This window comes from Caballeronia sp. BCC1704, from assembly GCF_902833455.1.
In the GTDB taxonomy this organism is placed as follows: domain Bacteria; phylum Pseudomonadota; class Gammaproteobacteria; order Burkholderiales; family Burkholderiaceae; genus Caballeronia.
The window spans coordinates 319,475-342,252 of sequence record NZ_CADFFT010000003.1 but is presented as its reverse complement, the minus strand read 5'-3'; the positions used below and the strand labels follow the sequence as shown (position 1 = coordinate 342,252).

17 protein-coding genes and 1 pseudogene are annotated in these 22,778 nt (G+C 61.2%); 10 read left to right on the top strand and 8 right to left on the bottom strand.

Annotated elements, in window-relative coordinates; all coding sequences use genetic code 11:
• Positions 1-13 precede the first annotated feature (13 nt).
• Genes HWX53_RS17170 through HWX53_RS17160 form a run of 3 tightly spaced genes read left to right on the top strand, consistent with a single transcriptional unit; the run spans position 14 to position 3,008 of the window.
• Entirely contained in the window at positions 14-709 is a 696-nt protein-coding gene (locus tag HWX53_RS17170; RefSeq protein WP_244140195.1) for an ABC transporter ATP-binding protein, read from the top strand.
• Positions 710-742: 33 nt separating this feature from the next.
• A complete protein-coding gene (locus tag HWX53_RS17165) occupies positions 743-1,747 on the top strand; it encodes an NrtA/SsuA/CpmA family ABC transporter substrate-binding protein (RefSeq protein WP_175943009.1) in 1,005 nt (334 codons plus the stop codon).
• 19 nt (positions 1,748-1,766) lie between these two features.
• Complete coding sequence (locus HWX53_RS17160) at positions 1,767-3,008, top strand: acyl-CoA dehydrogenase family protein (protein WP_175943007.1); 1,242 nt, start codon at positions 1,767-1,769, stop codon at positions 3,006-3,008.
• A gap of 60 nt (positions 3,009-3,068) precedes the next feature.
• On the opposite strand, the gene HWX53_RS17155 is transcribed toward HWX53_RS17160, so the two are convergent.
• Together HWX53_RS17155 and HWX53_RS17150 are read right to left on the bottom strand one after the other, a co-directional pair.
• Positions 3,069-4,127: an LLM class flavin-dependent oxidoreductase gene (locus HWX53_RS17155; protein ID WP_175943006.1), complete on the bottom strand. Its 1,059-nt coding sequence runs from the start codon at positions 4,125-4,127 to the stop codon at positions 3,069-3,071.
• 141 nt (positions 4,128-4,268) lie between these two features.
• Entirely contained in the window at positions 4,269-4,586 is a 318-nt protein-coding gene (locus tag HWX53_RS17150; protein WP_244140162.1) for a hypothetical protein, read from the bottom strand.
• A gap of 647 nt (positions 4,587-5,233) precedes the next feature.
• Here HWX53_RS17150 and HWX53_RS17145 point away from each other — a divergent pair.
• The 5 genes and pseudogenes from HWX53_RS17145 (at position 5,234) to HWX53_RS17120 (ending at position 14,108) form a co-directional block, all read left to right on the top strand.
• Complete coding sequence (locus HWX53_RS17145; protein WP_175943004.1) at positions 5,234-6,865, top strand: CHASE2 domain-containing protein; 1,632 nt, start codon at positions 5,234-5,236, stop codon at positions 6,863-6,865.
• Complete coding sequence (locus HWX53_RS17140) at positions 6,862-7,215, top strand: hypothetical protein (RefSeq protein WP_175943002.1); 354 nt, start codon at positions 6,862-6,864, stop codon at positions 7,213-7,215. Before HWX53_RS17145 ends, HWX53_RS17140 begins: the two co-directional genes overlap by 4 nt.
• A 2-nt stretch (positions 7,216-7,217) precedes the next feature.
• Entirely contained in the window at positions 7,218-8,909 is a 1,692-nt protein-coding gene (locus HWX53_RS17135) for a M48 family metalloprotease (protein WP_175943000.1), read from the top strand.
• 1,364 nt (positions 8,910-10,273) lie between these two features.
• A pseudogene (locus HWX53_RS27695) lies at positions 10,274-11,986 on the top strand (tannase/feruloyl esterase family alpha/beta hydrolase).
• Positions 11,987-12,401: 415 nt separating this feature from the next.
• The gene (locus tag HWX53_RS17120; RefSeq protein ID WP_175942996.1) at positions 12,402-14,108 is read left to right on the top strand and encodes a carboxylesterase family protein; all 1,707 of its coding nucleotides are present in this window, start codon (positions 12,402-12,404) and stop codon (positions 14,106-14,108) included.
• Here the strand turns inward: HWX53_RS17120 and HWX53_RS17115 are convergent.
• From HWX53_RS17115 to HWX53_RS17095, 5 genes are read right to left on the bottom strand one after another with little or no spacing between them, the layout of a single operon-like run.
• Complete coding sequence (locus HWX53_RS17115) at positions 14,102-14,584, bottom strand: hypothetical protein (protein WP_175942994.1); 483 nt, start codon at positions 14,582-14,584, stop codon at positions 14,102-14,104. The genes HWX53_RS17120 and HWX53_RS17115 overlap by 7 nt on opposite strands.
• Positions 14,585-14,620: 36 nt before the next feature.
• Complete coding sequence (locus HWX53_RS17110) at positions 14,621-16,054, bottom strand: efflux transporter outer membrane subunit (RefSeq protein ID WP_175942992.1); 1,434 nt, start codon at positions 16,052-16,054, stop codon at positions 14,621-14,623.
• A gap of 13 nt (positions 16,055-16,067) precedes the next feature.
• Positions 16,068-17,210, bottom strand: a complete 1,143-nt coding sequence (locus tag HWX53_RS17105; RefSeq protein ID WP_175942990.1) for an ABC transporter permease — start codon at positions 17,208-17,210, stop codon at positions 16,068-16,070.
• Complete coding sequence (locus HWX53_RS17100) at positions 17,207-18,151, bottom strand: ABC transporter ATP-binding protein (protein WP_175942988.1); 945 nt, start codon at positions 18,149-18,151, stop codon at positions 17,207-17,209. Before HWX53_RS17100 ends, HWX53_RS17105 begins: the two co-directional genes overlap by 4 nt.
• Positions 18,148-19,101, bottom strand: a complete 954-nt coding sequence (locus HWX53_RS17095) for an HlyD family efflux transporter periplasmic adaptor subunit (RefSeq protein WP_175943959.1) — start codon at positions 19,099-19,101, stop codon at positions 18,148-18,150. The genes HWX53_RS17100 and HWX53_RS17095 overlap by 4 nt, the downstream gene beginning before the upstream one ends.
• 503 nt (positions 19,102-19,604) lie before the next feature.
• On the opposite strand from HWX53_RS17095, the gene HWX53_RS17090 reads away from it, so the two are divergent.
• Positions 19,605-20,345, top strand: a complete 741-nt coding sequence (locus HWX53_RS17090; protein ID WP_175942986.1) for a TetR/AcrR family transcriptional regulator — start codon at positions 19,605-19,607, stop codon at positions 20,343-20,345.
• Positions 20,346-20,614: 269 nt separating this feature from the next.
• Here the strand turns inward: HWX53_RS17090 and HWX53_RS17085 are convergent, their stop codons facing one another.
• Positions 20,615-21,292 carry a TetR/AcrR family transcriptional regulator gene (locus tag HWX53_RS17085; RefSeq protein ID WP_175942984.1) on the bottom strand — a complete coding sequence of 226 codons (678 nt, stop codon included), beginning with the start codon at positions 21,290-21,292 and terminating at the stop codon, positions 20,615-20,617.
• A 200-nt stretch (positions 21,293-21,492) separates the two neighbouring features.
• On the opposite strand from HWX53_RS17085, the gene HWX53_RS17080 reads away from it, so the two are divergent.
• Positions 21,493-22,095: a class I SAM-dependent methyltransferase gene (locus tag HWX53_RS17080; RefSeq protein ID WP_244140161.1), complete on the top strand. Its 603-nt coding sequence runs from the start codon at positions 21,493-21,495 to the stop codon at positions 22,093-22,095.
• Positions 22,096-22,778: the final 683 nt, after the last annotated feature.

Here is a 22,778-nt window from a genome sequence, read left to right as displayed (position 1 = left end):
AGGCGCGTCGGTCATTCTCGAGCGTAGCGCTGCGTCGACGCTGGCCGTGTCGGTTCGCGGTCTCCAGCGGCGCTACGGCAGCCGCGTCGTCATCGAAGCCCTCGATCTCGACATCCGCAAAGGCGAATTCGTCGCGCTGCTGGGCGAAAGCGGATGCGGCAAGACCACGCTGCTGCGCGCGCTCGCGGGACTCGATTTGCCCGATGCGGGCAGCATCCGCGCGCCGGCCCGGCCTTCCGTCGTGTTCCAGGAGCATCGCCTTCTTCCGTGGGCGACGCTGTGGCAGAACGTGTCGCTCGGTCATGAGAACATCATCGGTCGCAGTGGCGCGGCGCGTGCGCTGGCCGAAGTCGGACTCGCAGGCCGCGAGGACGACTGGCCGCGCAATCTATCGGGCGGGCAGGCTCAGCGTGTGGCGCTGGCGCGCGCGCTCATCCACGATCCCGCGCTGCTGCTGCTCGACGAGCCATTCGCGGCGCTCGATGCCCTCACGCGCATCAAGATGCACGGGCTCGTGAAGGAGCTCGTCGCGCTTCATCACCCCGGCGTGCTGATCGTCACGCATGACGTCGACGAAGCCCTCGCCCTCGCCGATAGAATCCTCGTCATGCGCGCGGGACGCATCGCGGCTTCGTTTGAGCCGAAGGCGCACACGCCGCAAACGCTGCGGCCCATTCTGCTGGACGAGCTGGGTGTCCGTTCGCATTGACCGCCTTTTCCACGACAAGAAGGACCCGAGAGAATGAACGATTCCTCGCTGACCCGCCGCCAGTTGTTGCGCGCGGCGGGTGGCTTGTTTGCCGGCGCAGCCGTCGGCGGCCTGTTCCCGGCGCAGGCGGCCGAGCCGCGCAAGCTCACGCGCAATACCGATACGGTTCGTATCGGCTGGGGCTACGGCAGCCTGCCGGACATCGCGAAACAGCGCGGCGTGTTCGAGAAGACGCTCGCTGCCAAAGGTATCAAGGTGGAATGGGTCGGACCGTTTCCGAACCACGCGCCCTCGATTCAGGCCGTCGTCGGCGGCAGCGCGGACTTCGGCTTCTGGGGATCGACGACACCCGCACTCGCCGCCATGCTCGCCGGCTCGCCCATCGTCTTCAACGCATTCGATATCTACTCGCCGCGCTCGACTGCCATCATCGCGAAGAAGTCGAGCGGCATTCGTTCCGTCAGCGATCTGGCGGGCCGAAAGGTCGCCGTCAACCGCTCGGGACTCGGCGAATTCCTGCTCATCGCGGCGCTGGAAAAGCATCGCGTCGATCGGGACAAAGTGCAGTTCGTCTATCTGAATCCGCCCGACGCCGCGCCGGCCTTCGCGCAAGGCAAGGTCGATGCGTGGTCCATGTGGTCGCCGGGCGTCGACATCTCGCGCTTCGCCAACGATGCGCACGACATTTTCAACGAGGGCCGCGATCTGGATTTCCTGATCGACTACAGTTCGCTCGTGACGCGCCGCAAGTTCACCGAGGAGAACTCGGAACTGATCCGCGCCGTGATCGATGCGTACTACGTCGAAGGCGCATGGCAGTCCGCGCATTCCGCCGATGCCGAACTGCTCGTTCAACGTGAGGGCAAGTATCCGGATCAGGTGCGCGAATACTTGACGAGCCTCAAGCGCGTCAATCAGTTTCACGAGCCCGACGACGCCGCGTTCATTGCGCAATTCCAGCGCGCGGCCGACTGGCTCGCGGAACGCAAAATCATCAATTCGCGCATCAAGGTCGCGGATTTCAGCGTCAAAGTGTGACGCCAGGACGCGCACAATCATGACTGAACGCACTCAACACACAAGCTCGAAACCGCGCCTCGTGTCGCCGCTTTCCGCAACACTCGGCTTCTCGCAAGTCATCGACGATATCGCCGCGACGGCCGCCGAACGCGAACGCGATCACCGGCTGCCGCACGAGGAAATCGCGACGCTCAAGGCGCTCGGCTTCGGCGCGCTGCGTCTTCCTTCCGATGCCGGAGGCCATGGCGTGTCGCTACGCGATCTGTTCATCGTTGCACGCGACATCGCCGCAGCGGATTCGAACATCGCGCACGCGTTTCGCAATCATCTGTGGCAAGTCGAGGCGGCGCTCAGACGACGCGAGCATCCGTTCCATGCGCGCGTGCTCGAACTCACTGCGCAGAAGAAAACCATCGGCCTGAGTTTCGTCAAAAGCGATGTGACAGCGGCGGGCGCGCGGCCCACTGAAGTACTGACCCGGCTGGAATGGGACGCGTCGCGCGATGTCTATGTCGGCTCCGGCGAGAAGCCCTACGCAACTGGCAATCTTTTCAACGATGCATTCACCGGCCTTGCGGTGGAAAGCCGCGCGGGGCGCACGGTGCAGTATGTGTTGGAACGCGGCGCAGGCGTCAGCAACGACGATGACTGGCAAGGCTTCGGCCAGCGTCTTACAGGCTCGGGGACGGCGCGCTTTCACGACGTGACCGTGCCGCCGGCAGACGTTTATCCCGCCGATCCGCCGAAGTCCGACGAAGCCGCGCCGTGGGGCTTCACGTTCCATCAGGTCTATCTGACCAACTGCATCGCCGGCATTGCGCGTCGCGTGGCGCTGGACGGCGCCGGCGTGTTGCGTGCGCGAGGACGGAACTTCTATCATGGCGAAGCCGCGCATCCCACGGACGAATCCGTGCTGCTCGCCCTGCTCGGCCGCATTCGCGCGTATGCGGCAAGCGTCGAAGCAATCGCCGACCGCGCAGCCGATGCGTTGCAGCGCGCTTGGGACGCTTACGGCACGCGCGATGAATACGAGGCGACGCTTAACGCCACGCTCGCGGCATCGGAAGCCAAGGTGGTCATCGACGATCTCGCGCCGCAGATCGCAAGCTGGCTGATCGATCTCGGCTCGGGTTCGGTCGTCTCACGCATCGGCGCGCTGGACCGGCACTGGCGCAACATCAAGGTCATCGCGTCGCACAATCCGCGGCTCTATAAGGAACGCCTGCTCGGGCAAAACCTGTTGAGCGGACAACTGCCGCCCACGGGCGCGTTCTTTTGATGATGCAGTGGAGCGTGTCCGCTCGCGTGCGGACACGCACGGGCTCATGCGCTCAAGCGCTCAAGCGCTCAATAGCCGATGCACGCGCGGCAAAACTTCGTGGGCGAAGCGGGCCATGTCCGCCTCGAACGGCTGGAACTGCAGCATGAACAGTTCGATGCCCGCGCGATGGAAATCCGCGATGCGCCGGGCAACGGTATCGTAGTCGCCGACGAGATCGGCCGCCGTCCCGCCATTCGACCCGACCCGCGCCGAGCGCGCGAAGGTCTGATGCATGACGGCGTTCGGATCGGTATTCGCCTTCTGCTGCTCGCGCAGTGGCTTGTCGAGTTCCGCCAGTGCGAAGAGATGCTGCAAATGCGCGAGCGCTTCATCGTGCGCCTCGCGCGCAATCACGAACGCCGATAAGCCGAAGCGCAAGGGCTCGCGCCCAGCTGGACGCACACGCGCGGAGACATCGGCGATGAGCGCGGCAACATCGTCATGCGGCTGTCCGTTGATGAACCACACGTCGCCATGCGCCGCCACGAGCGAACGCGCCGGCTCGGATTCGCCGCCCACATAGATACGCGGACGCGCGCGAAACGGATCGCCGGGACGCAACTGATAATCGTTGATATGAAAGTGGTCGCCGCGATGCGTGAGTGCTTCGCCGCGCAGCAAGGCATCGACGACGCTGATCCACTCGCGGCCATACGCGTAACGCTCATCGTGCTCGGCGAAACCGATGCCGGCGCGCTCAAGCTCGGGACGATTCCACGCATTCACGAGATTGATCGCGAAGCGCCCGCCGCTGATGTGCTCGATCTGCTGCGCCATCTTTGCGAGCACGACCGGATGATAGAGGTAAGGCTTGATCGCCGTGATGATCTCGATGCGCGAGGTGAGCGCAGCCAGCGCCGCCGATGCCGTCCATGCCTCGAGTTGATCGAGTGAAGGATCATGCGGATTGATCGTATGTTGCGCGACGAGCACCGAGTCGTAGCCGAGGCGTTCGGCTTCGAGTACGAGCGCCTTGTTGCGCGCCCACGATGCGTCGTAAGGCTCGTCGGGATCCTGTAGCGCCGCGCGGCTGCCATGCACCAGTGCCCAGACGCCGAAGCGGGGAGAGTTGGACATCGTTTGAATGAGCCTCTAGAGAAGTGGCGAAGCAGAATATGCTAATGCCGCTCGCGCGTCCGGCCATCCAATATATAGAGATAACCAATCGTTCCTTGAGGTCATAAGCGTAGGCCGCTCGCGCATCGCTTCACGCTCCATTCAACGCGACACATCGCCCTTGCGAAGAAGCGATTGCGCGGTCTCTGCAGACTCAGATGCTCGCGCAGTGTCGCGCCTTCGTATGCCTGCCTGAAGATGCCGCGCCGCTGCAGTTTCCGGCACGACCTTCGCGAGGAAATAATCGAGGCTCGCCGGCAAGAGCGGAAACATCACGTTGAAGTCGTCGCTGCCGTCCTCGTCGAGCCATTGCTCCATCTCGCCGGCGATATCCGTCGGGGTTCCGACCATCTGCAAGCCCGAATAGCCGCCGACACGGCGCGCAAGCTCGCGCACGTTCAGGCCAGCCCTGCGCGCCATGTCGATGACGACGCGCCAGCGTGTCCTTCACCGTTCGCGGGAGAGCGTCGAGCGGACGAGGTTGAGGACGGCGGATCGCCGCCACATCAGCGAAACGAGAGAACATCGTGCCGATGGCACCGCTCGCGAGCGACGCGCGCACGTTGAGAAGCCGTTGCGTGGGCTGCTGCGACGAGCAGCGTCGATGACATGGCGAGTCCCGGGAGCACGACTGCGCAACGCATCGAAATGTCGAAAGCGCGCGAGATCGGTGGTGAGCCGAGAAGGAGCGCCGCCATCGATGCGAGCAGCGCGCCGGACACGCCGTAGCGCGGAAGCACGAGTCGGCACGCCGCCATCGGGCACAGCACGTTGACGACACCCGCGACGCGTAACGAAACGAAGGCACCATGGCGACGGTTCAGCGCGAAAGCCGATGCCGGATCCTCCCACGCCTTGCTCACCGCGCTTTCTTCCGGATAACGAAGCAATCCGAACGTGCGTGCGCGCCGCATATCGAACGGCCACGCAATCGTCTGCTGAAAGAAGCTTCTACCTGCGCACGCGTTTCGAGCACCGGCATCAACAAAAAAACTGCTGGCGACTCAGGGTTCCTTTACTAAACTCATTATGCCCTTCCTTCGCGGCATTGTCTCCCGAGGCTCCTCGTGGCTGAGAGTGGACCTACAAAGAAGTCCCACAAGGCACATCCCCCCTTCCGGGAGACGCTGCTGCGCGCCATCGGCGCGTGCGTTATTGGAGCGATCGTCGCGATCGTCATCCCGAACGTCTTCGGCGAGGAGTTCGCCACTCGTAAGGCGGCGCGCGTCGTCGCGCCGTTCGTGGGCGCGTTCTATAAGCCCGATGCGCGCAACGACGACATCACGGTCGTGCTCGTTGATGACAAGGTGATCGACGACAACCATGAAAGTTGGCCGCCCTCTTACGACTTCTACGCCAAGATCGTGTCCGACGTCGGGAAATACCGGCCTAGCGCGATCTTCGTCGACCTGATCTTCTCGTCCGTGCGTACGGACGCGAGTGTGAAGGGACTGCAAAACGTACTCAAGCAAATGCAGGCGGAACATATTCCCGTCTTTCTCGCCGCAGGACTCAACGACAAGCGCGAACTGTTCGTGCGCGACGGTCTGGAAGGCCTCGCCACCAAGGTAGCCGTCGAGTACGACCCCGACGACATCGATCATGTCGTATGGACCTATCCAATGGTCGCGCGCGATTCGAAGCATGCGCGCAGCGCGGCGCTAGCCATCTACGAGGACGCGCTGCATCACCAAATCGAAGACCCAAAGGAAGAACTCGCGCTCACGTGGGGTCTTTATCCCGTGCGCGACGGCATCGAATGGACGGTCTTGAACGGCAACGGCCGGCGCGAGGCTGCCCACAAGGATAACGATGGCGAAAACGGTCACTATCCCGATCCTGCCTCCGACGTCTTCAAGGAAAACTACGATCTGTATTGCAACGAGAGCCAGCAGGCAACGCCGCTCGTCATCGGCGCTGTGTGGCACGCGCTCGCCGCGAAGCACGGACGCCCCGTGTGCGTGTTTCATCACACGCTCTATGTGCGCGAGATGAGCTATCCGAACGAGTCGCAAAGCAATCGCCTGGAGTGGCTGCTGAAGGACAAGGTGGTGATGATCGGCAGCGCATTCGGATATTCGAACGACGTGGTCGTGTCGCCGATTCAGGATCGCGTGCCTGGCGTCTATCTCCACGCGATGGCGCTCGACAACCTGATCACGCGCGGCCCCGACTATACGAAGGCTATCGAGCTTCATGAACTGGAGGCTGATGGCCCGCACGCGCGCGCCCTGCTGCTACTCGTCATCGGCGGAGTCTGCGTGTTGTTGCTTGCACTCTTCAAGGAGCGCCTGATCGAGCCGATGAAGGACGGTTACCGGGACGCGCGGCAAACCGAGCGCATCGAGATCGACGAAACAATCGTCGCGACCACGCGCGCGTCGGATTCGAACGATCACGAGAGCGAGCAGCGCGTGACGCTTCAGTTGCACGCCGAAGTGGTGAAGCAGCGACCCGGGCGCAAGCGCAGACGCTTTCTCGCTAGGCTGGCCGAAGGCGTCTTCCTGACGCGAATGAAAGCGCTGGAAGTGCTGCTGTCGGTCGTGATGATCTGCGTGCTTCTCTACCTCGGGCACTGGGTGTTCAATGTGCCGTACCTGGCGGTCGTGCATGTGACGTTGTTCGCGCTGGTGGCCGAATGGTTCGAATGGAACAAGAAGCTCATCGACTGGTATCTCGGAGAGAAGGAGATGTCATGAACACTAATCCGATCTCGCATCATGTCGCCGTTGCGTTGCTCGCTCTCGCCGGAACAGCGGTCGCGTACGCGGAAGGCACGGACATTGTCTCGGCTAGTCAGACGGAAGTGCAGTTGTACAAGGGGCCGTCGATCGCGGATGCGGGCTCGAAGATACCGGCGCAGAATTTCCCGTGGCGAGTCATGCAAAAATCGAGAGGCTTCTACGAGATCAGGACGGCGACCGGTTCCGCCTGGGTCAATTCGATGGACGTGCGCACCGCCCCGGCCACGACTTTTGTTTGCAGCACGCCGCCTGCGGCCGCGCATGTGGCCGGCTCGAGGAATGCGGGCTCGGCAAGGTGCAACTGATCATGGCCACGCGTGCGTTCAAAATCGGTCTCGCCGTCGCGTGCGGCGTGATGGCATCGGCCTGCTCGGATACCAAACTACCGACCAGCATCACGGGTCTGATGCCTGGCGCGAAGAAGGACGCCACGATGCAGAAGGCCGGCGAGATACCGCCGCCCGTGCAGCGCGACTGGCCATCGGTGACGGAAGACCTCAACAACAATCGCGCCGACGGCTGGGGGCTCATCGCGATGCCCGAGATGGAGCGCTATCTGAACGGCCTGCTCGCAAAAATCAAACGCACCGCCGGCGTGCCGGACTATCCGGGCACCGTGCATATCACGGCGGATACGGCGCTGACCGCCTCGTCATCGGCGGCGGGTAACATCTACGTTTCTCAGTACTGGATATCGGTTGTCGAAAGCGAGGATGAAATCTTCGCGGTACTCGCGCATGAATTCGGCCACGTCTATCTGAATCACTATGCCGCGAACAACGTCAAGACGGCCGGAGAAGCCGGCGCCTCGCTGACGACGCTCGCCTGGACATACGCCAACAAGCGCGCGAGCGCAACGCAATGGTCGGGCGTGGATAACATTTTCGTCGTGCAGGCGCTCGGCACGCGCGCGCTCTTTCCCGCATGGGAGCGAACGCAGGAGGAGCAGGCTGACCTGTTCGGCGCCACCATCAGTTTGAAAAACGGCTATTCGTATCCCGAGGGCTTCAAGACTTTCCTCGAACGCATCGGCGCCTACGACAAGCAGGCAAAAGAACGACAAAAGCAGCTCAGGGCGATGCAGACCGCCGCGGACCGCGAGAAGACCGTGAAGGACGCCAACGCTCAGTCGATCAAGCTGCCGACGTTCGGCGGTACGCTGCCCGCGCTGGGCTCGCAGGCGGGCACGATCAACGCACTCACCGATGCGCTTGCCGCCGGCACGAACAAGGAAGTCGACGTGAAAGGGACGATGGGCGGCGCCGTGTTCGACACGCAGCATCTGATCGAGGATCAGGTCGGCACGGCAGTCGAAGCGCTTCAGGAAACGCATGGCGATGCCGCCGAACGCGAAGCCGATCTGCGCAAGGAAGTCGAACCGCTGCTCGGTACTGACATGCCCGACGCGCGCGTGCAGCCCTGGACGAACGCCCGAAAGCAGGGCGCGACGCCGGCTATCCTCTCACACTATGCGCTCGTACCCAAGGCGCAGGATCTTCAGGCGCAGCGGCGCTATGCGGAAGCCGCGTCGGTCGTGCAAACCATCGCATCGGGTCCGACCGCCAACGACGGCCTGCCTCTCTATATGCTTGCCAACTTGTCGAGCCTGTCCGCGCCGGGGCGCCCGGATTCCACCATCGCGATACTGCGGCGCAACCAAAACGCGCGCGAGCGCTCATGGCAAGTGCAGGTGAATCTCGCGACGCGTATGGTGGCCGCGCATGACAAGCCGGGCGCGCTAACGCTGATGCAGCAGCAGTTCGACGCCTTCAGCCGCGCCCCGCTCACATGGGTGTCGATGGTCTCTTTCTATCGGCAGACAGGCGACATCAAGACGGCGAAAGACATGGCGACGAATTGCGCTGTCGCGCATCCGGACTACCGCGTGCCCTGTCAGACGGCGGCGCAGACACCGGCGGAAAGCAAGACCGCCGACAAGAGCGGCGGTATGGGCCATATTCACGAGATACTCGACAGGTGGATCGGCACGAGCAAGTAATGCGGCATTTCAGACCTGACGTGCTGCGATCCAGCCTGCGATCGCCTACGCGCCGCGACGCGGCACGCATGCGCCGGCACTTCTGCGCCCCCAGCTATTGCTTCATGCGTTGTGCTCTGTGTACGGCGACCGATCCGGTGCTCACGGGCGCATGCGGCTCTTGGTCGAGCCTGCGATCAAGTAATAAGACGCAGCCGGGAATGCGCAGTTATTCGCGCCCGCAGGCGGGTCTGCTCAAGAAAACGGGTTAATCACGGTCAGCTGGTCGCGACCTCCGGCGAAGATCGCGGCAGTGATCGAAGGGCCGGGCGACCGAACGAACGCCGTGTGCCATAGGAGTGTTGACGACGTAAAGATGTTGTTCCTTCCTACAACGATCGGGATAATGAATAAATATCGATGAGCTATCGTGTTGAATCGTGCACGTGTTGGCCAGACGATGACTGCTCTCCTCTAATGGTTCTCCTAAAGGCATCGTTAGCTCGGCACCGCTTCGAGAAAGCAGACAGGATTACGCTTAATCATGCTGACCTCCGCGACAGGAGCAACCGCGCGGGCAACGGTGCAGTGCCATGCCTGATTAGTCGTATCATCAAGCACACGGTTAATGCCACCGCTGGCGTCCTTGTCGGCCCGGAAGCGCATTGATCGATCTTCGACGATGCTGGCTGACGCGCTCAGCCCTCTTGATCGATCGGGCTACGAGCACAGCTTTCTTCATTCGAACCGCGCGGCTCCCTCCTTCGCCTTCGTCAATGCAGAACGCAGGTCCGTAGGAGATATGTCGCGAATGGCGCTCGCGGGCGAAGCGTCGTACCGCTGCTGCACGTGAACTAGCCGTCATTGAAAAGCCTAGGCAATGCAACGTCGGCTTCCGGGGCCACCAATGCATATTACCGCTGGGCAGGCCATCCGACGCGTCGGCCGAACCCGATCCGTTGCCGTCGCGCAAAAATCGAGTGCCTGAGACCGGTTCGGGACACGCAACCGACATATGGAGCTTCGGGCAGACCTCATTCTTGCCGGATGGCATCAAAGCCGACGCAGACCCATCTCTCCGCACCGCCCAAGTTGCTCCAGAGCAACCGACTTGCCTCTCAGGGATCGAAGCGCAATGGCCGACGCTCATGAGCCTAAGGTGTTCAGCGAACGCTAACGTGCATCTGTAGGATGCGGCGCGACGTGCCGCATCCAGCTAACTGATATCGCCGGTCAATTTCGGCGGATTGGCGCATGCGCACCAATCCGTCGACACTCCTCGTCGCGCCTGTGGATGTGCCACCGATCAAACACGTGAGGCCACGCCCATAGTCGCTATCGCGCGTCTATCTCAGTCCGAAAGATTGCTAGCAGTCTCGGCCTTCATGAAGCCTGGTCGAACAATATTGTTGCTGAGTGGTTCCTCGCGACTGCCTTGTTCAGTTTCTACACCGACTTATTGTCTTTGGAGATCCGCAATGCTCAAGAATCGAGAGGGCAACGCTTTGCTTTCGCCGTCCGCACTGGGGTTTGTCGTCGTTGCGTCAGCCGCGTTGTTCACCGCCGGATGCGGCGGAGGAGCCGATACGGGACCGGCGACGAGCCAGACGGCCTCGGTAAATTGTTCTGACCTCTCTTCCGTGACAGTAGCCGACACAACCTTCACCCTTACTAAAGGCATGCCAGCAGGCGATTTCGCACCGCCCACGGGCGCCACCATCAAAGACCTGCCGGCCTTCTGCAGAGTCGCGGCCACTGTCAAGCCGACGTCCGACTCCAACATCAAAGTGGAACTGTGGCTTCCGACCGCCTGGAACGGCAAATATCTCGGCACAGGAAACGGAGGCCTGGGCGGCACTATCGACTATGAAGCCTTGGCCAATGGCTTGCGGCGGGGGTTCGCCGTTGCCAACACTGACCTGGGTACATCGGCAGGCGTGGCAAGCATGGTCGGGCATGTCGAGACGATCGTCGACTTCGGGCATCGCGCGACGCACCTGATGACCACATTATCGAAGACGCTCGTCAACCGATTCTATGCGAGGGCGCCGTCCTACTCTTACTGGTTCGGATGCTCCACCGGGGGCGGTCAGGGCATGCACGAGGCACAACAGTATCCGGAGGACTACGACGGCATCGTGGCTGGCGCGCCGGGTGCCGCTCGCGTTCCTGCGCATCTTTCTTACCAGTGGGCGTGGGCCGCGACCCAGCAAGACCAGACGAGCAATCTCACGGTCGCTAAGCGCAAGCTCTGGGCCGACCATGTCATGAGCGCTTGCGACGAGCTGGATGGACTGAAAGACGGCGTCATCGGCCGGCCGGACATGTGCAAGGTCGATCCGGCGGTCCTTCAGTGCAAGTCCGCCGACGCGGCTGATTGCCTAACAGCCGGGCAGGTCAGTGCACTGCGCAAGATTTACGCGGGACCCACCAATCCTGTGACAGGCGCACAACTGTCCTATGGATATTTGCCCGGTACCGAACTCGATTTCTCGACTGCGGCGACTACGCCGACCTCGGCGCCGCCCTTCCCCTTTCCATTTCAGTGAGTATGGGGAGTCAACTGGGACTGGAGAAGCTTCAACTGGGCTAGCGACGTCGATGTGATGCACAACACCCTAGACTTCGCAGTGGATGCATCGAATCCTGACCTCTCCGCATTCGCGGCGCATGGCGGCAAGCTCATCGTTTTTCAAGGTCTCGCCGATGGCATTCAGGTGCCGGGAGCTGCGATTGCCTACCGCCAGAGTGTCGAGAAACGCATGCCAGGTCAGTCCGACAAATTTATGAAGCTGTTCACCGCACCGGGAATGGATCATTGCCGCAATGGCGTCGGCCCGAACGTTTTCGGTAACCTTAGCCCCGGATTTCCAATTGCGCCGGACGATCCTACTCATGACCTTTTGGCCGCCGCGCAGTCGTGGGTCGAGAAAGGTCGCGTGCCCGAGCAGATTATTGCGACCAAGTACGCGAACAACTCTCCGACCGGCGCTGTTGAACGGACCATGCCTTTGTGCCCGTGGCCGAAAGTCAGCAGATACAACGGCACGGGCGATGTGAATTCGGCCGACAGCTTCAGCTGTGTCGATCCGTCCTAGCGCAACAAACGCGGAGTAACCGCGGCGTTCGATTGCGTCTACGCGGGCGTCCTGTCGGGTGACGGGACGCCCGCTCCGTTACGTGCGTTACGTGCGTTACGTGCGTTACGTGCGTTACGTGCGTTACGTGCGTTACGTGCGTTACGTGCGTTACGTGCGTTACGTGTTGCGGATGATGCGGACTGGAACGTCACAGTACGCCTTGCCGAGGTTGAAGCCCTGATTAGAAACCGTCTTACGTCGCAGGCCTAACTATCTAAGGCTATGAACGCAATTCATATGGACCATTATTGGCCCGAATTTGACGGCAGAAAATCACTCTTCGATACTCGATTCCGCTCTGCGCCGCAGAGCCCGCCGCAGCAACAAGTCATGGCGGTAAGGTATCCGGGACCATAGAGGGGACGATGGCATCATGACTACACAGAGACGTAAAGCTCTAGGAAAGACGAAACCGGCTGTGCTGAAGCAAGACACACTGACGCGCTTGCCTGCACTGCTCACCTTCCCAATCCTCGCGGTGGCGCTGTCTGCTTGTGGAGGTGGCAGCTCTTCGAATTCCTCGGATCCCACAATTGCGATGACGGCCGATGGTGCTGTGCAGGGCGTGGCGGCTAACGGCGTGGTGGCGTACAAGGGTATCCCCTTTGGGGCTCCTCCCGTCGGGAGCTTGCGCTGGCGCCCGCCCCAGCCCGTCGCTGCATGGAGCGGTGTGCGGCAGGCGACGTCTTTTGTTCACGACTGCATGCAAACGAGCGGCCCGAATTCCGGACTGACGGTCGCCCCGTCCGAAGATTGTCTGTACCTCAACGTATGGCGCCCGCAAAACAGCACTGGCAAGAACTTGCCTGTGATGGTCTGGATCTACGGCGGTGCATACGTCGTTGGCGGAACGTCGATGCCGAAATATGACGGCACACAGTTCGCCAAAGAAGGGGTGGTTATCGTCACAGTGAATTACCGGCTCGGTCGCTTCGGCTTCTTTGCACATCCTGCACTGACCGCGGCCGCAGCCCAGTCCGGCGAAACGTTGGCTAATTACGGTTATATGGACCAGATCGCCGCTTTGAAATGGGTACAGCGTAATATCTCCAACTTCGGCGGCGACCCCACGAACGTCACGATATTTGGGGAATCGGCTGGAGGTGAATCAATTCACAACCTACTGACATCGCCGTCGGCATCAGGACTGTTTGCAAAGGCGATTAATGAGTCCGGCAATGGACGCGTCAATCAGTACTATGGCCGTACGCTCACGCGTAACGCCAAGACGGTCGGGGCTTCGGCTGAAGAACAGGGCGCTTCATTCGCCAGTGGACTGGGAATCAACGGGAGTGACGCCAGTTCGCTGGACGCCCTACGTGCGCTCTCGGCAGATCAAGTCCTCGACGGGTTGGACACCTCAACGTTGAATACATCGCATAGCCTGGCCACGTTCTCGGGTGGCGCGATCATCGACGGGAAACTTGTGGTTGACGAACCGGAGAATCAGTACAAGGCGGGACACTTTGCGAAGATCCCGCTCATGATTGGGGTGAACAATGCCGACCTCGGATTTCCGAGTCGAGGCATTACGACGAAGGAGCAGGCGTACGCGATCTTTGGTCCTCAAAACTTGAGCGCTGCCGCTGCGGCGTTCGATCCGACTGGCACCGCCTCTGTCGCGTCCATTGAGAGCCAAATTTCTCGTGTCATTACGATGGATGAGCCCGCACGTTTTGTCGCCCGAATTTTTACGTCCAACGGCGCGCCGACGTATCTCTATCGTTTTTCGTATGTCGCTCAGTCGATCAGAGATAAAGTCGCCGGCGCCACGCATGGTGCCGAGATTCCGTACGTATTTGATACCCTTTCCTCTATCTACGGGACAGCTGTCACGAGTCAAGACGAACAGGTGGCGCGTAACATGATCGCTTACTGGACCGCGTTCGCAAAAACGGGAAATCCGTCTAACGCAGGTCTAACCAACTGGCCGGCATACAACACTGCACTCGACAACCAATTGGAATTCAATGCAGCAGGCACCTTGCAGGTGAACCAGCCGAGTCCGTTGAAAGCCCAAATCGATCTTGTTGAGCCGCTCAATGACGCTAATCAAACGGTAAATCGGCAGTATCAATAGTTGTTCAGCATGACGAGGTCGATGAGGTCGCTATGCGGCTGCCATCGAGCCTCGTGACTTACAGCGAGGTCACCGATGAACTTTAAGCGTTGAGCGGCGCGCGGGTGCTTCTTTCTGCCGTCAGAGTGACGTGCGCGGTATTTGCTGGACGAGATGCCGCGCAACCCGCGCCCGGTAGCGATCGGGGTGCGCCGCTCCCCGAACATCGCGATGTTGCCGATGCCTGGGAAACCTCCCGGCGCGGCGTATTCCTCGAACTGGTGCGCGAGCATCGCCATGAAGCTGTAGACCAGGATGATCTGAACCGGGGCGAGGTGGTCCGCGCCCCAAAATCCCATCAAATAGGCCAGAAGGACGAACAGGATGCCGCCGACGTAATACCAGTTCCGACGATAGAATTCAAGCTGTTCTCCTTGCGTGACAGAATCATAGGGGATCCATCGAAGACCGCTCGCGCGTGTGGACCGCAAGCGCATGAGGCCGCGTGCACTACGTCAGCGGCGTTCACGGCTTCACCATGCGCGCCCAAGCGACTGAAATAGCATCGCGGTATCCGATAACCGGTCTGCCTGCGCACGGCTCTCGTCAAGTACGGTTTGCAGCGCTGAGCGTTGTGTATCGAGCAGGCTGAACTGGCTCACCGCACCGGCCGCATATTGCGCCTGTGCAATGGAAAGACTTGCTTGCGCTTCGCGCTGCGCGTCACTGCGCTTGCTCAACGTCCGTGCGTCGTTATCCAAAGCCTGCAATGCATCCGCGACCTGCTGAAGCGCCTGAAGCACCGTTTGTCGATAGCTGGCGAGAGCAGCATCGTAGTCCGCTTGCGCCGCGCGCTTTTTCGCGCGCAGCTCGCCGCCATGAAATAGCGGCTGCGTCAGATTGAGCCCGACATTCCAGATGTTCATTCCGCTCAGCACATCGGCCATTCGCGTACGCTCCGAGCCGATCGCCGCGGAAATTGCAAGCTGCGGATACATGTTGGCCGCCGCCACGCCGACATTTGCGCTCGCCTGGTGCAGCAGCGCTTCGGACGCGCGAATGTCCGGGCGCTCGTGCGCGAGCGTCGAAGGCAGCGTGACGGGCACGTTCGACGGCAGGCGTAACGAGTCGAGCGTGATGTCGTGAAAATCAGCATCGGATGGTGCACTGCCGAGCAGTACCGCCAGTTGATGATCGGTCTGGGCAAGTTGCGTCGACAGTGGCGGCAGTGTGGCGCGCGTTTGTGCGAGCAGTGTGCGCTGAGTGCGAACGTCGAGCATCGACACGCCCCCGGCCGCGAATCGTCGTTCGACGATCGACAACTGGTGTGCCTGCGTGTCAGCGAGGCGTTCGGTCAGGTCAATCTGCTGTTGCAGCGACGCCCGACGAATTGCATTTGCAACCACGTTGCCGGCCAGCGAAAGCTTCGCCGCCTCCAGCTCGTAGGCTTCGTAATTGACCTGGGCCATCAGTCCTTCCAGCGTGCGCCGGTTGCCGCCAAATATATCCAGCGCGTAAGACACGCTGAGTGACGCGTTATAGACGGTGAAGGGACCCGGGCTTGGCACCGAGGTGATACCGAACGAATTCAGGTCGACTTTCTGGCGCGTGGTGGAAAAACTTGCATCGATCGCGGGATACTCCGTCGCACCGGCTTGCGCCACATAGTTCTCACGTGCCTCCGTCAACCTGGCTTGCGCTTGTGCCAGCGTGGGACTGTTGTACAGCGCGGTGTCGACAAGACGGTTTAGCGCAGCCGAGCCGAATTGCGTCCACCACATCGGCAGCGCGGTGTCGGCGCGGGTAAACGTCTGCGTCGTCCCCGGCGCCTCGGCGGTCACAGGCTGAGCGTCGTGAGTGTAGGACTGTGCGGTGGGCGCGGCCGGCGACTGGAAGTCCGGGCCTACCGCGCAGCCGTAAACCGCGAGAGAAGCGACAACAGCGGTGAAGCTTGCGAGAATGTTCATCGACCGGATTCTCCTAATCGAGCGTGCGCCGGTAAAAGCGCAAAGCGATACCCAGCACGACCACGGTGAACAACGCGAGCGGCCACACCGATGGCCACAGTTCGGTCCATCCGTTGCCTTTGAGCAGAATGCCGCGCACCAGGCGGTTGAAATACGTGAGCGGCAGTACATTGCCAATCCATTGCGCCCAGCGCGGCATCCCCGCGAACGGAAACATGAAGCCGGACAACAGCATGCTGGGTAGAAAATAGAAGAAGGTCAGCTGCACGGCCTGCAACTGGTTCTGCGCGAGCGACGACAGCGTGATGCCAACGGTCAGGTTCGCGGCGATGAATAACAGTGAGGTGAGGTAAATCGCCAGCACGCTGCCTTCGAAAGGCACGTTGAACACGTAACGACACGCGGCGAGGATGATCGAGACCTGCACCAGCCCGATCGCCACATACGGCACGATCTTGCCGGTCATCACCTCGAGCGGCAGCACCGGTGTCGCGAGAAGGTTTTCCATCGTTCCGCGCTCGCGTTCGCGGGTGATGGCGAGGCCCGTCATCATCACCATCGTCATGGTCAGAATGATGCCCATCAGCCCTGGCACGACGTTGTATTGCGTGATCCCTTCCGGATTGTAGAGACGCTGCACCTGCACGCTAAAAGCATTGGGCGTGCCGTTCAGATGCGCAAGCGGCCCGGTGATGTCCTTGTCGGCCACTGGCTGAACGAGGCTTGGCAACGCCCCGATTGCGGTGCCGGTCGCGGTTGGATCGGTTGCATCGGCTTCGACGAGCAACGCGGGCCGTTCGCCGCGCAGCAATTTCCTTGAGAAGTCGGCGGGAACCGTCAGCACGAACTGCACGCGCCCTTCGGCGAGCGCGCGACGTCCCTCTTCCTCGGTATGAAGCGTGTCGACAATCCGGAAATATTCGGAGTTCTCCATTGCCGCAACGAAGCTGCGCGAAAACGGGCTCTGGTCCGCGAGAATCACCGCGGTGGGCAGGTGCTTCGGGTCAGTGTTGATCGCAAAGCCGAAAAGCGCCAGTTGGACGACCGGCAAGCCGACGATCATCGCGAACGTGATGCGGTCCCGTCGCAGCTGCAACAACTCTTTCAGCACAATGCTCCACCAGCGCGTGGGCGAAAAGAAGGCATCGAGGTTCACGGTCTGATTCCATAGTTGTCGGCAGAGCGGTTCATCATGTAGATGAAGACGTCCTCGAGGCCCGTGCCGATTTGCTCGATGTGTACCGCCTTGCCGTTTGTCGCTCGCCGGATCGCGGCTTCCAGCGCCGCATGATCGTGGCCGCTCGCATGCAAGGCTGAGCCGAATACGACGGTTTGATCGACACCATCGGTTGCGCGCAACTGCTCGGACAGCTCGGTGAGATTCGCGCCGGAAATCGACCAGGTCGCGAGGTTTTGCGAGTCGATCACTTCCTTCGATGTTCCATGCGCGAGCAGCTTGCCGTACGCGATATAGGCGAGCTTGTGACAGCGTTCCGCCTCGTCCATGTAGTGCGTGCTGACGAGCACCGAGATGCCACGCGCGGCTAGACAGTGCAGTTCCTCCCAGAAATCGCGCCGTGCGGTCGGATCGACACCGGCGGTCGGTTCATCGAGCAGCAGCAGACGCGGCTCGTGCAGCATGCAGGCGGCCAGCGCCAGCCGCTGTTTCCACCCGCCCGATAGCGCGCCGGTCAACTGGTTCGCGCGGCTTTGCAACCCGAGCGTTTCGAGCGTCGCGTCGACTTTCTCGCGGCGGTTTTTCATTCCATAAACGCGCGCGACGAAGTCGAGGTTCTCGCGGATGGTCATGTCTTCCCAGAACGAGAAGCGCTGCGTCATATAGCCGACGTTGCGCTTGATCAGGGCGCTCTGCGTCAGGATGTCGTAGCCAAGGCACTTGCCGCTGCCCGAGTCTGGGGTCAACAATCCGCACATCAGCCGGATCGAGGTTGTCTTGCCACTGCCATTCGGGCCGAGAAAGCCGAAGATCTCACCTTGCGCGACCTGCAACGACACATCGTTGACGACATGCTTGTCGCCGAAGTGCTTGTTCAATCCGTGCACGTCGATCGCGTACTGCTGCTCAGAAGGCCTCATTGCAGCATCACCGCGACAGGCTGCCCCGGACGAAGCTTTTCGGCATCGGCGACGGCGGGATGCGCTTCGACCAGGTAGACGAATTTCGAGCGGCGCTCGTTGCTGTAAATCACCGGCGGGGTGTACTCCGCCTCATTCGACACGTAGGTTATCTTTGCCGATACATCGGCAGCACAACCGTCGCAATGAATCGTCAGCGCGCGGCCCGGCTGCAGCGCTCCCACCACTGTTTCCGGAACGAAGAACCGCACCTTGACGTTCTGCGGCGGCAGCATCTGCACGACCGGGCTACCTGCCGCCACCCATTCGCCGACGCGGAACAGCGTGTCGTACACGCGGCCCTGGGCAGGAGCCGTCACCTGCTTCTGATCGAGCTTCCATTGCGCCTGGGCGACGGCGGCCTGCGCGGCCTCGACTTGCGCCGACTGCGCACTGATTTGCTGTTCGCGTCCGGGTAGCCGGGCGACGTCGATCTGAAAGGAAAGCTCACGAACCTGAGCCGCGGTCGACTCGGCGTTCGCACGCGAATCGTCAAGTTGGGCTCTGGAAATGCCGCCTGCACTGAACTGTGCCTCGTCGCGCGTGAGTTGCAGCGCGGCCTTGCGCGCGTTCGCGCTGGCTTGCGCGAGTTGCGCTTTCGTTACGTCTATTTCGACCGGGCGCTTGCCCGTCTGGATGTCGTGCAACTGTGCTCGCGCCGATGCAAGCTGCTGCCGCGCCTGGTTCAATGCCGCAGTTTCGCTTCCAGACTCCAGTGTGAACACGGATATGCCCGAACCCACCGTCTGTCCGCGCGTGACCGCCAACTGCGTGAGCGTGCCCGCCTGCGACGAACTCAGATAGACGAATTCTCCTTCGACGTAGCCTTGATATGAAGGCGCATCCTGGTGCGAACAACCGGCGAGCGCAGTGAGAGCGAGCGCGCCTCCTGCGACGAGCGCGGTACGTATGACGGACTGAGCGTTGCGGGGCTGCGCCGCGTGGTACGTGCAGCTGCGGGGCGTTGCCTCGACTGGGCTGTCGTGCCAAAACGGCTGCGCGATGACGCGACCGCCTAGTTTCGCGCACCCGATCGGTGGATGGCTGTCTTCCAACTTTTTTCTCCCGCTATGGACGTGCGATTTGCGCGTACGGCATATCCCGTTCTGCTGTGCGACCGCTCACCACCCGCGCGTTTTCATGCAGGAGCAGTCGTGCTGGGATAGATAATGACTTCTAGGTCATTAAATTGCAAGTTCTGCTTTGGGAGGCCTGGATCGGGTCAACGCGGGGGCAGCCGAATTCATAGCTGCCGAATCAACGGACGCAACGAAATGAGCAGGCGCGGGCTATCATGACGGCGTGACGGGAAGGACAATGCCAGAGCAACAATTGACCACCTACCGGGTGAGCGTCCTGTCGCGACCGGGTCTGTCTTTGGCGCACCGCGCCTATCGAACTTCCCAGTAAGAGAATGAAACGCACTAAAAGCTCTCAAATCGACTCAGGATTGACATTGAGTCCCGCTGCCGAACCCGCTAAACGCCGGCGCCGCAAGGACGCGCGGCCAGGTGAGATCATCGACGTCGCGCTTGCCTGCTTCCTCGAGGCGGGTTACGAGGCAACTAGACTCGACGACGTGGCGCGACGCGCTGGTGTCGCAAAGGGAACGGTCTACCTGTACTTCGAAACCAAGGAGCATTTGTTTCGCGCGGTCGTCCAGCAAGTGACGGCAACCAACGTCCGGCAACTAAGTGAGACGATCCGGCAGTACGACGGCGCATTCGCCGAGTTCGTGCCGTTCTTTCTTTTGCGCGCAGCGACGTCGATTGGAAACAGTCTCGGCCCACGCATCGCCGCACTGATCCTGAGGGAAAGCGAGCGCTTCCCGGACCTTGGACGAATTTGGGTGGAAGAGGTGGTGGCGCCGATGTTCGATGCTTTGCAGGCGCTGGTCGAGCGCTCGCAGATGAAAGGCGAAGTGTGCGAAGGCGAGCCGCGGGCCCATGTCTTTTCGCTCGTGGGCCCGATGTTCGCGGCAATCCTTTCACGGCAGGTGCTCGCGCCACTGGGGTTCGAGCCGGTGGACTTGGCTACACTGGCTCAACAACACGCCAGGACGGTACTTGCTGGTCTGTGTCCATCATCGCAAGCGGGTTCGCCCGCTCGACGACGTGTTGGACGCCGGAGCTTACCGGCTCCGGAGACAAGCTAGGTGCGCTCAATGCTGCTGGCGGTTATCCCGGACAGACCTTGTACTAGCAGTGACGACAGGGCGCGATGGGCAATGAGACAGCGACCCCGCGCTTCCGTAGCCCGCTGCGAACGGTACACTGACTGACCGTGGGCCAAAATTGAAAGAGTCGTAGCAACCGAGAATGTGGATCGCCAGTGCACCCGATCTAGCATAAACGCCGCAGAGAACAACTGGCGCTCGTGATTCCCGCCGTACCCGCGCCCGAAACCCAGTTCACTTCTCTCGCGTTAACCGCTGAGCGGATCCGCACCAATCCCGCGGAGGTAGATAGCGAGCCGCTTTTTGATGTGGTCGCGCCTGAGCATCCGGTCCGTCGCCTCTGTCGACCTGCGTCGCGGTAACAGCGCTCCGAATACCATGTCCATTAGCATGCCCGCATCGACTAATGGGTCGTCGACTGATATCCGGCCGCGTGCCGACTCAAGCAGAAGCCATTCGATAAGTGCCTCGCGAGAGCGCAGCGCTCCGTTCTCATAGAGATAGTCGGACAGTTCCGGCAGTAGGGTGCTCTCCCTAACGATCAAGTTGAGCATCGCCTCCCGCGCCCTTTCTGCATCGTCGTCGAGGTCGAGCCGAAAAATCCGAATGAGCGTATCAAGAAGGGGCAGTTCCTCGTCTTCAGGTCTCGGCAGGTCGACAATGAGGTGCTGACAATCGCGGATCACTTCGGCGAAAAGCTCCGTCCGGTTTGTGAAAGCCTCGTAGATCGCGCGCTTGGATACTTTCGCTCTGGCGGCTACCTCGGCGGTGGTCGTACGGGCGAAGCCAAGTTCGACGAATGACTGACGTGCTGCGGCGAGAATCGCGCGCCGGCGTTCCTCGGACTCATTCGCCCTCGGTCGCCCCGGTCGTCGCGCCGAGGTCGAAGAAAGCCTGCCATCAAGTTCGTTACCGTCTTTTACCATCGCCCACCTGCCTCGCCGCCCTTTGGTACTATTTCAGTACCGAAATTATAGTCCAGCTACTCAATACGGTAGGCGCGCTAACGTCACCCGGTTCGCTTCTCGCGAAGCTACCGGCGACCCTAACTCGTTCCGCAAGGAAGAAACTTATGCCACATGAAATACCGCACTCTAGCGGGCTCAGCCCAATTCGCGATGCCCGAGTGCTGGAGGTAATCCAGCGGCTGAACTCGTCACGCCGTCACCCGGCACGCGAAGCCTTCGACGGGCCGTCTCGATATGACGCGCACGCTTTCGCCGAGTACGGCTTCTCGATCCATCCCGATCAGGGCGACCTCATCTATTTGCTTTGCCGCGCGATGGGCGCGAAACGGGTCGTGGATTTCGCGACTTCGATCGGCATGTCGGCGCTCTATTTCGCCGCTGCAATGCGTGACAACGGTGGTGGCCTCGTGATCGGCTCAGAGCTGGTGGAGGAAAAGGCGGCAATCGCGCGTGCCAACCTCGCCGACGCCGGGCTCGCGGATTTTGCCGATATCCGAGTGGGCGACGCGCGAGAAACGCTGCGTAACGTTGGTGGTCTGGTGGATTTCGCGCTGATCGATGGCTGGCCATCTCCGGAGGGTCCTTCGCTTGCGCGCAGCGTGATCGAGATTGTCGCCCCGCAGCTTCGCGTTGGGGGCTATGTGTTGAACGACAATGCGGAACCAGACTTTATCGAATACATTCGTGACCCAGCGAGTGGTTTCATCTCGACCACGTTGCCGATCAAGCGCGGGACCGAACTCGCATTGAAGATTGCCTAGGGCGCCTAAGCAGTCGCGACGAAGCTTCCTGCCCCACCCGCAGCGACCTCATTCGAGATCGTGGCGAGGATAGCAATACTCGTCTGCTCGGCCTCCGATTCGGCGATACGCGCACTCGAGGCGACCGCGTCGACGAGTTCTGATTGTTCGTGGTGTTTCTCCTTGCACAGACCAACGTCTAACGAAACCGCGCCGCGCAGGGACGGTGCGTCGAGAAATAGAGGAGTATGGCGCTGTAGCGCCGCTGTGCGCGCCGCCGTTGCCGCGTTGAGGCTCGGGCTTTGTCCGCAGTCCAGCGCAGCAACCGCAACGGCGCGTTCGCACGGAAACCCATCTTCGCGGTGCTGGTCGTGTGGCCGTGTTTCAATGCACAACGGTGTCAGGCAACGGCGAGTGCCAGCGCTTTTGTCGTTGATCTGCCCTCTACCCGATCAAGTCCGCCCGGCGTCGCGGTGCAGTTGTGCGGGCCGATCTGTCGGATCATACGTAATCGAAACATTGGCTCCGGCGGATAAAGCGGCGAAATCTCGAGCACTGCGCCGCGGAGTCCGGGCATCGGAGACTATCTACGGATCAACCCGTTCGAGTCAGTGCCCAAGTTCGGCCGGACCGTGCGCCAGCGTGACTGCGTCCCGCGTGAGGGGCGCAATATGGCGCTTTCGAGCAATGCGCCTTTTTACTGC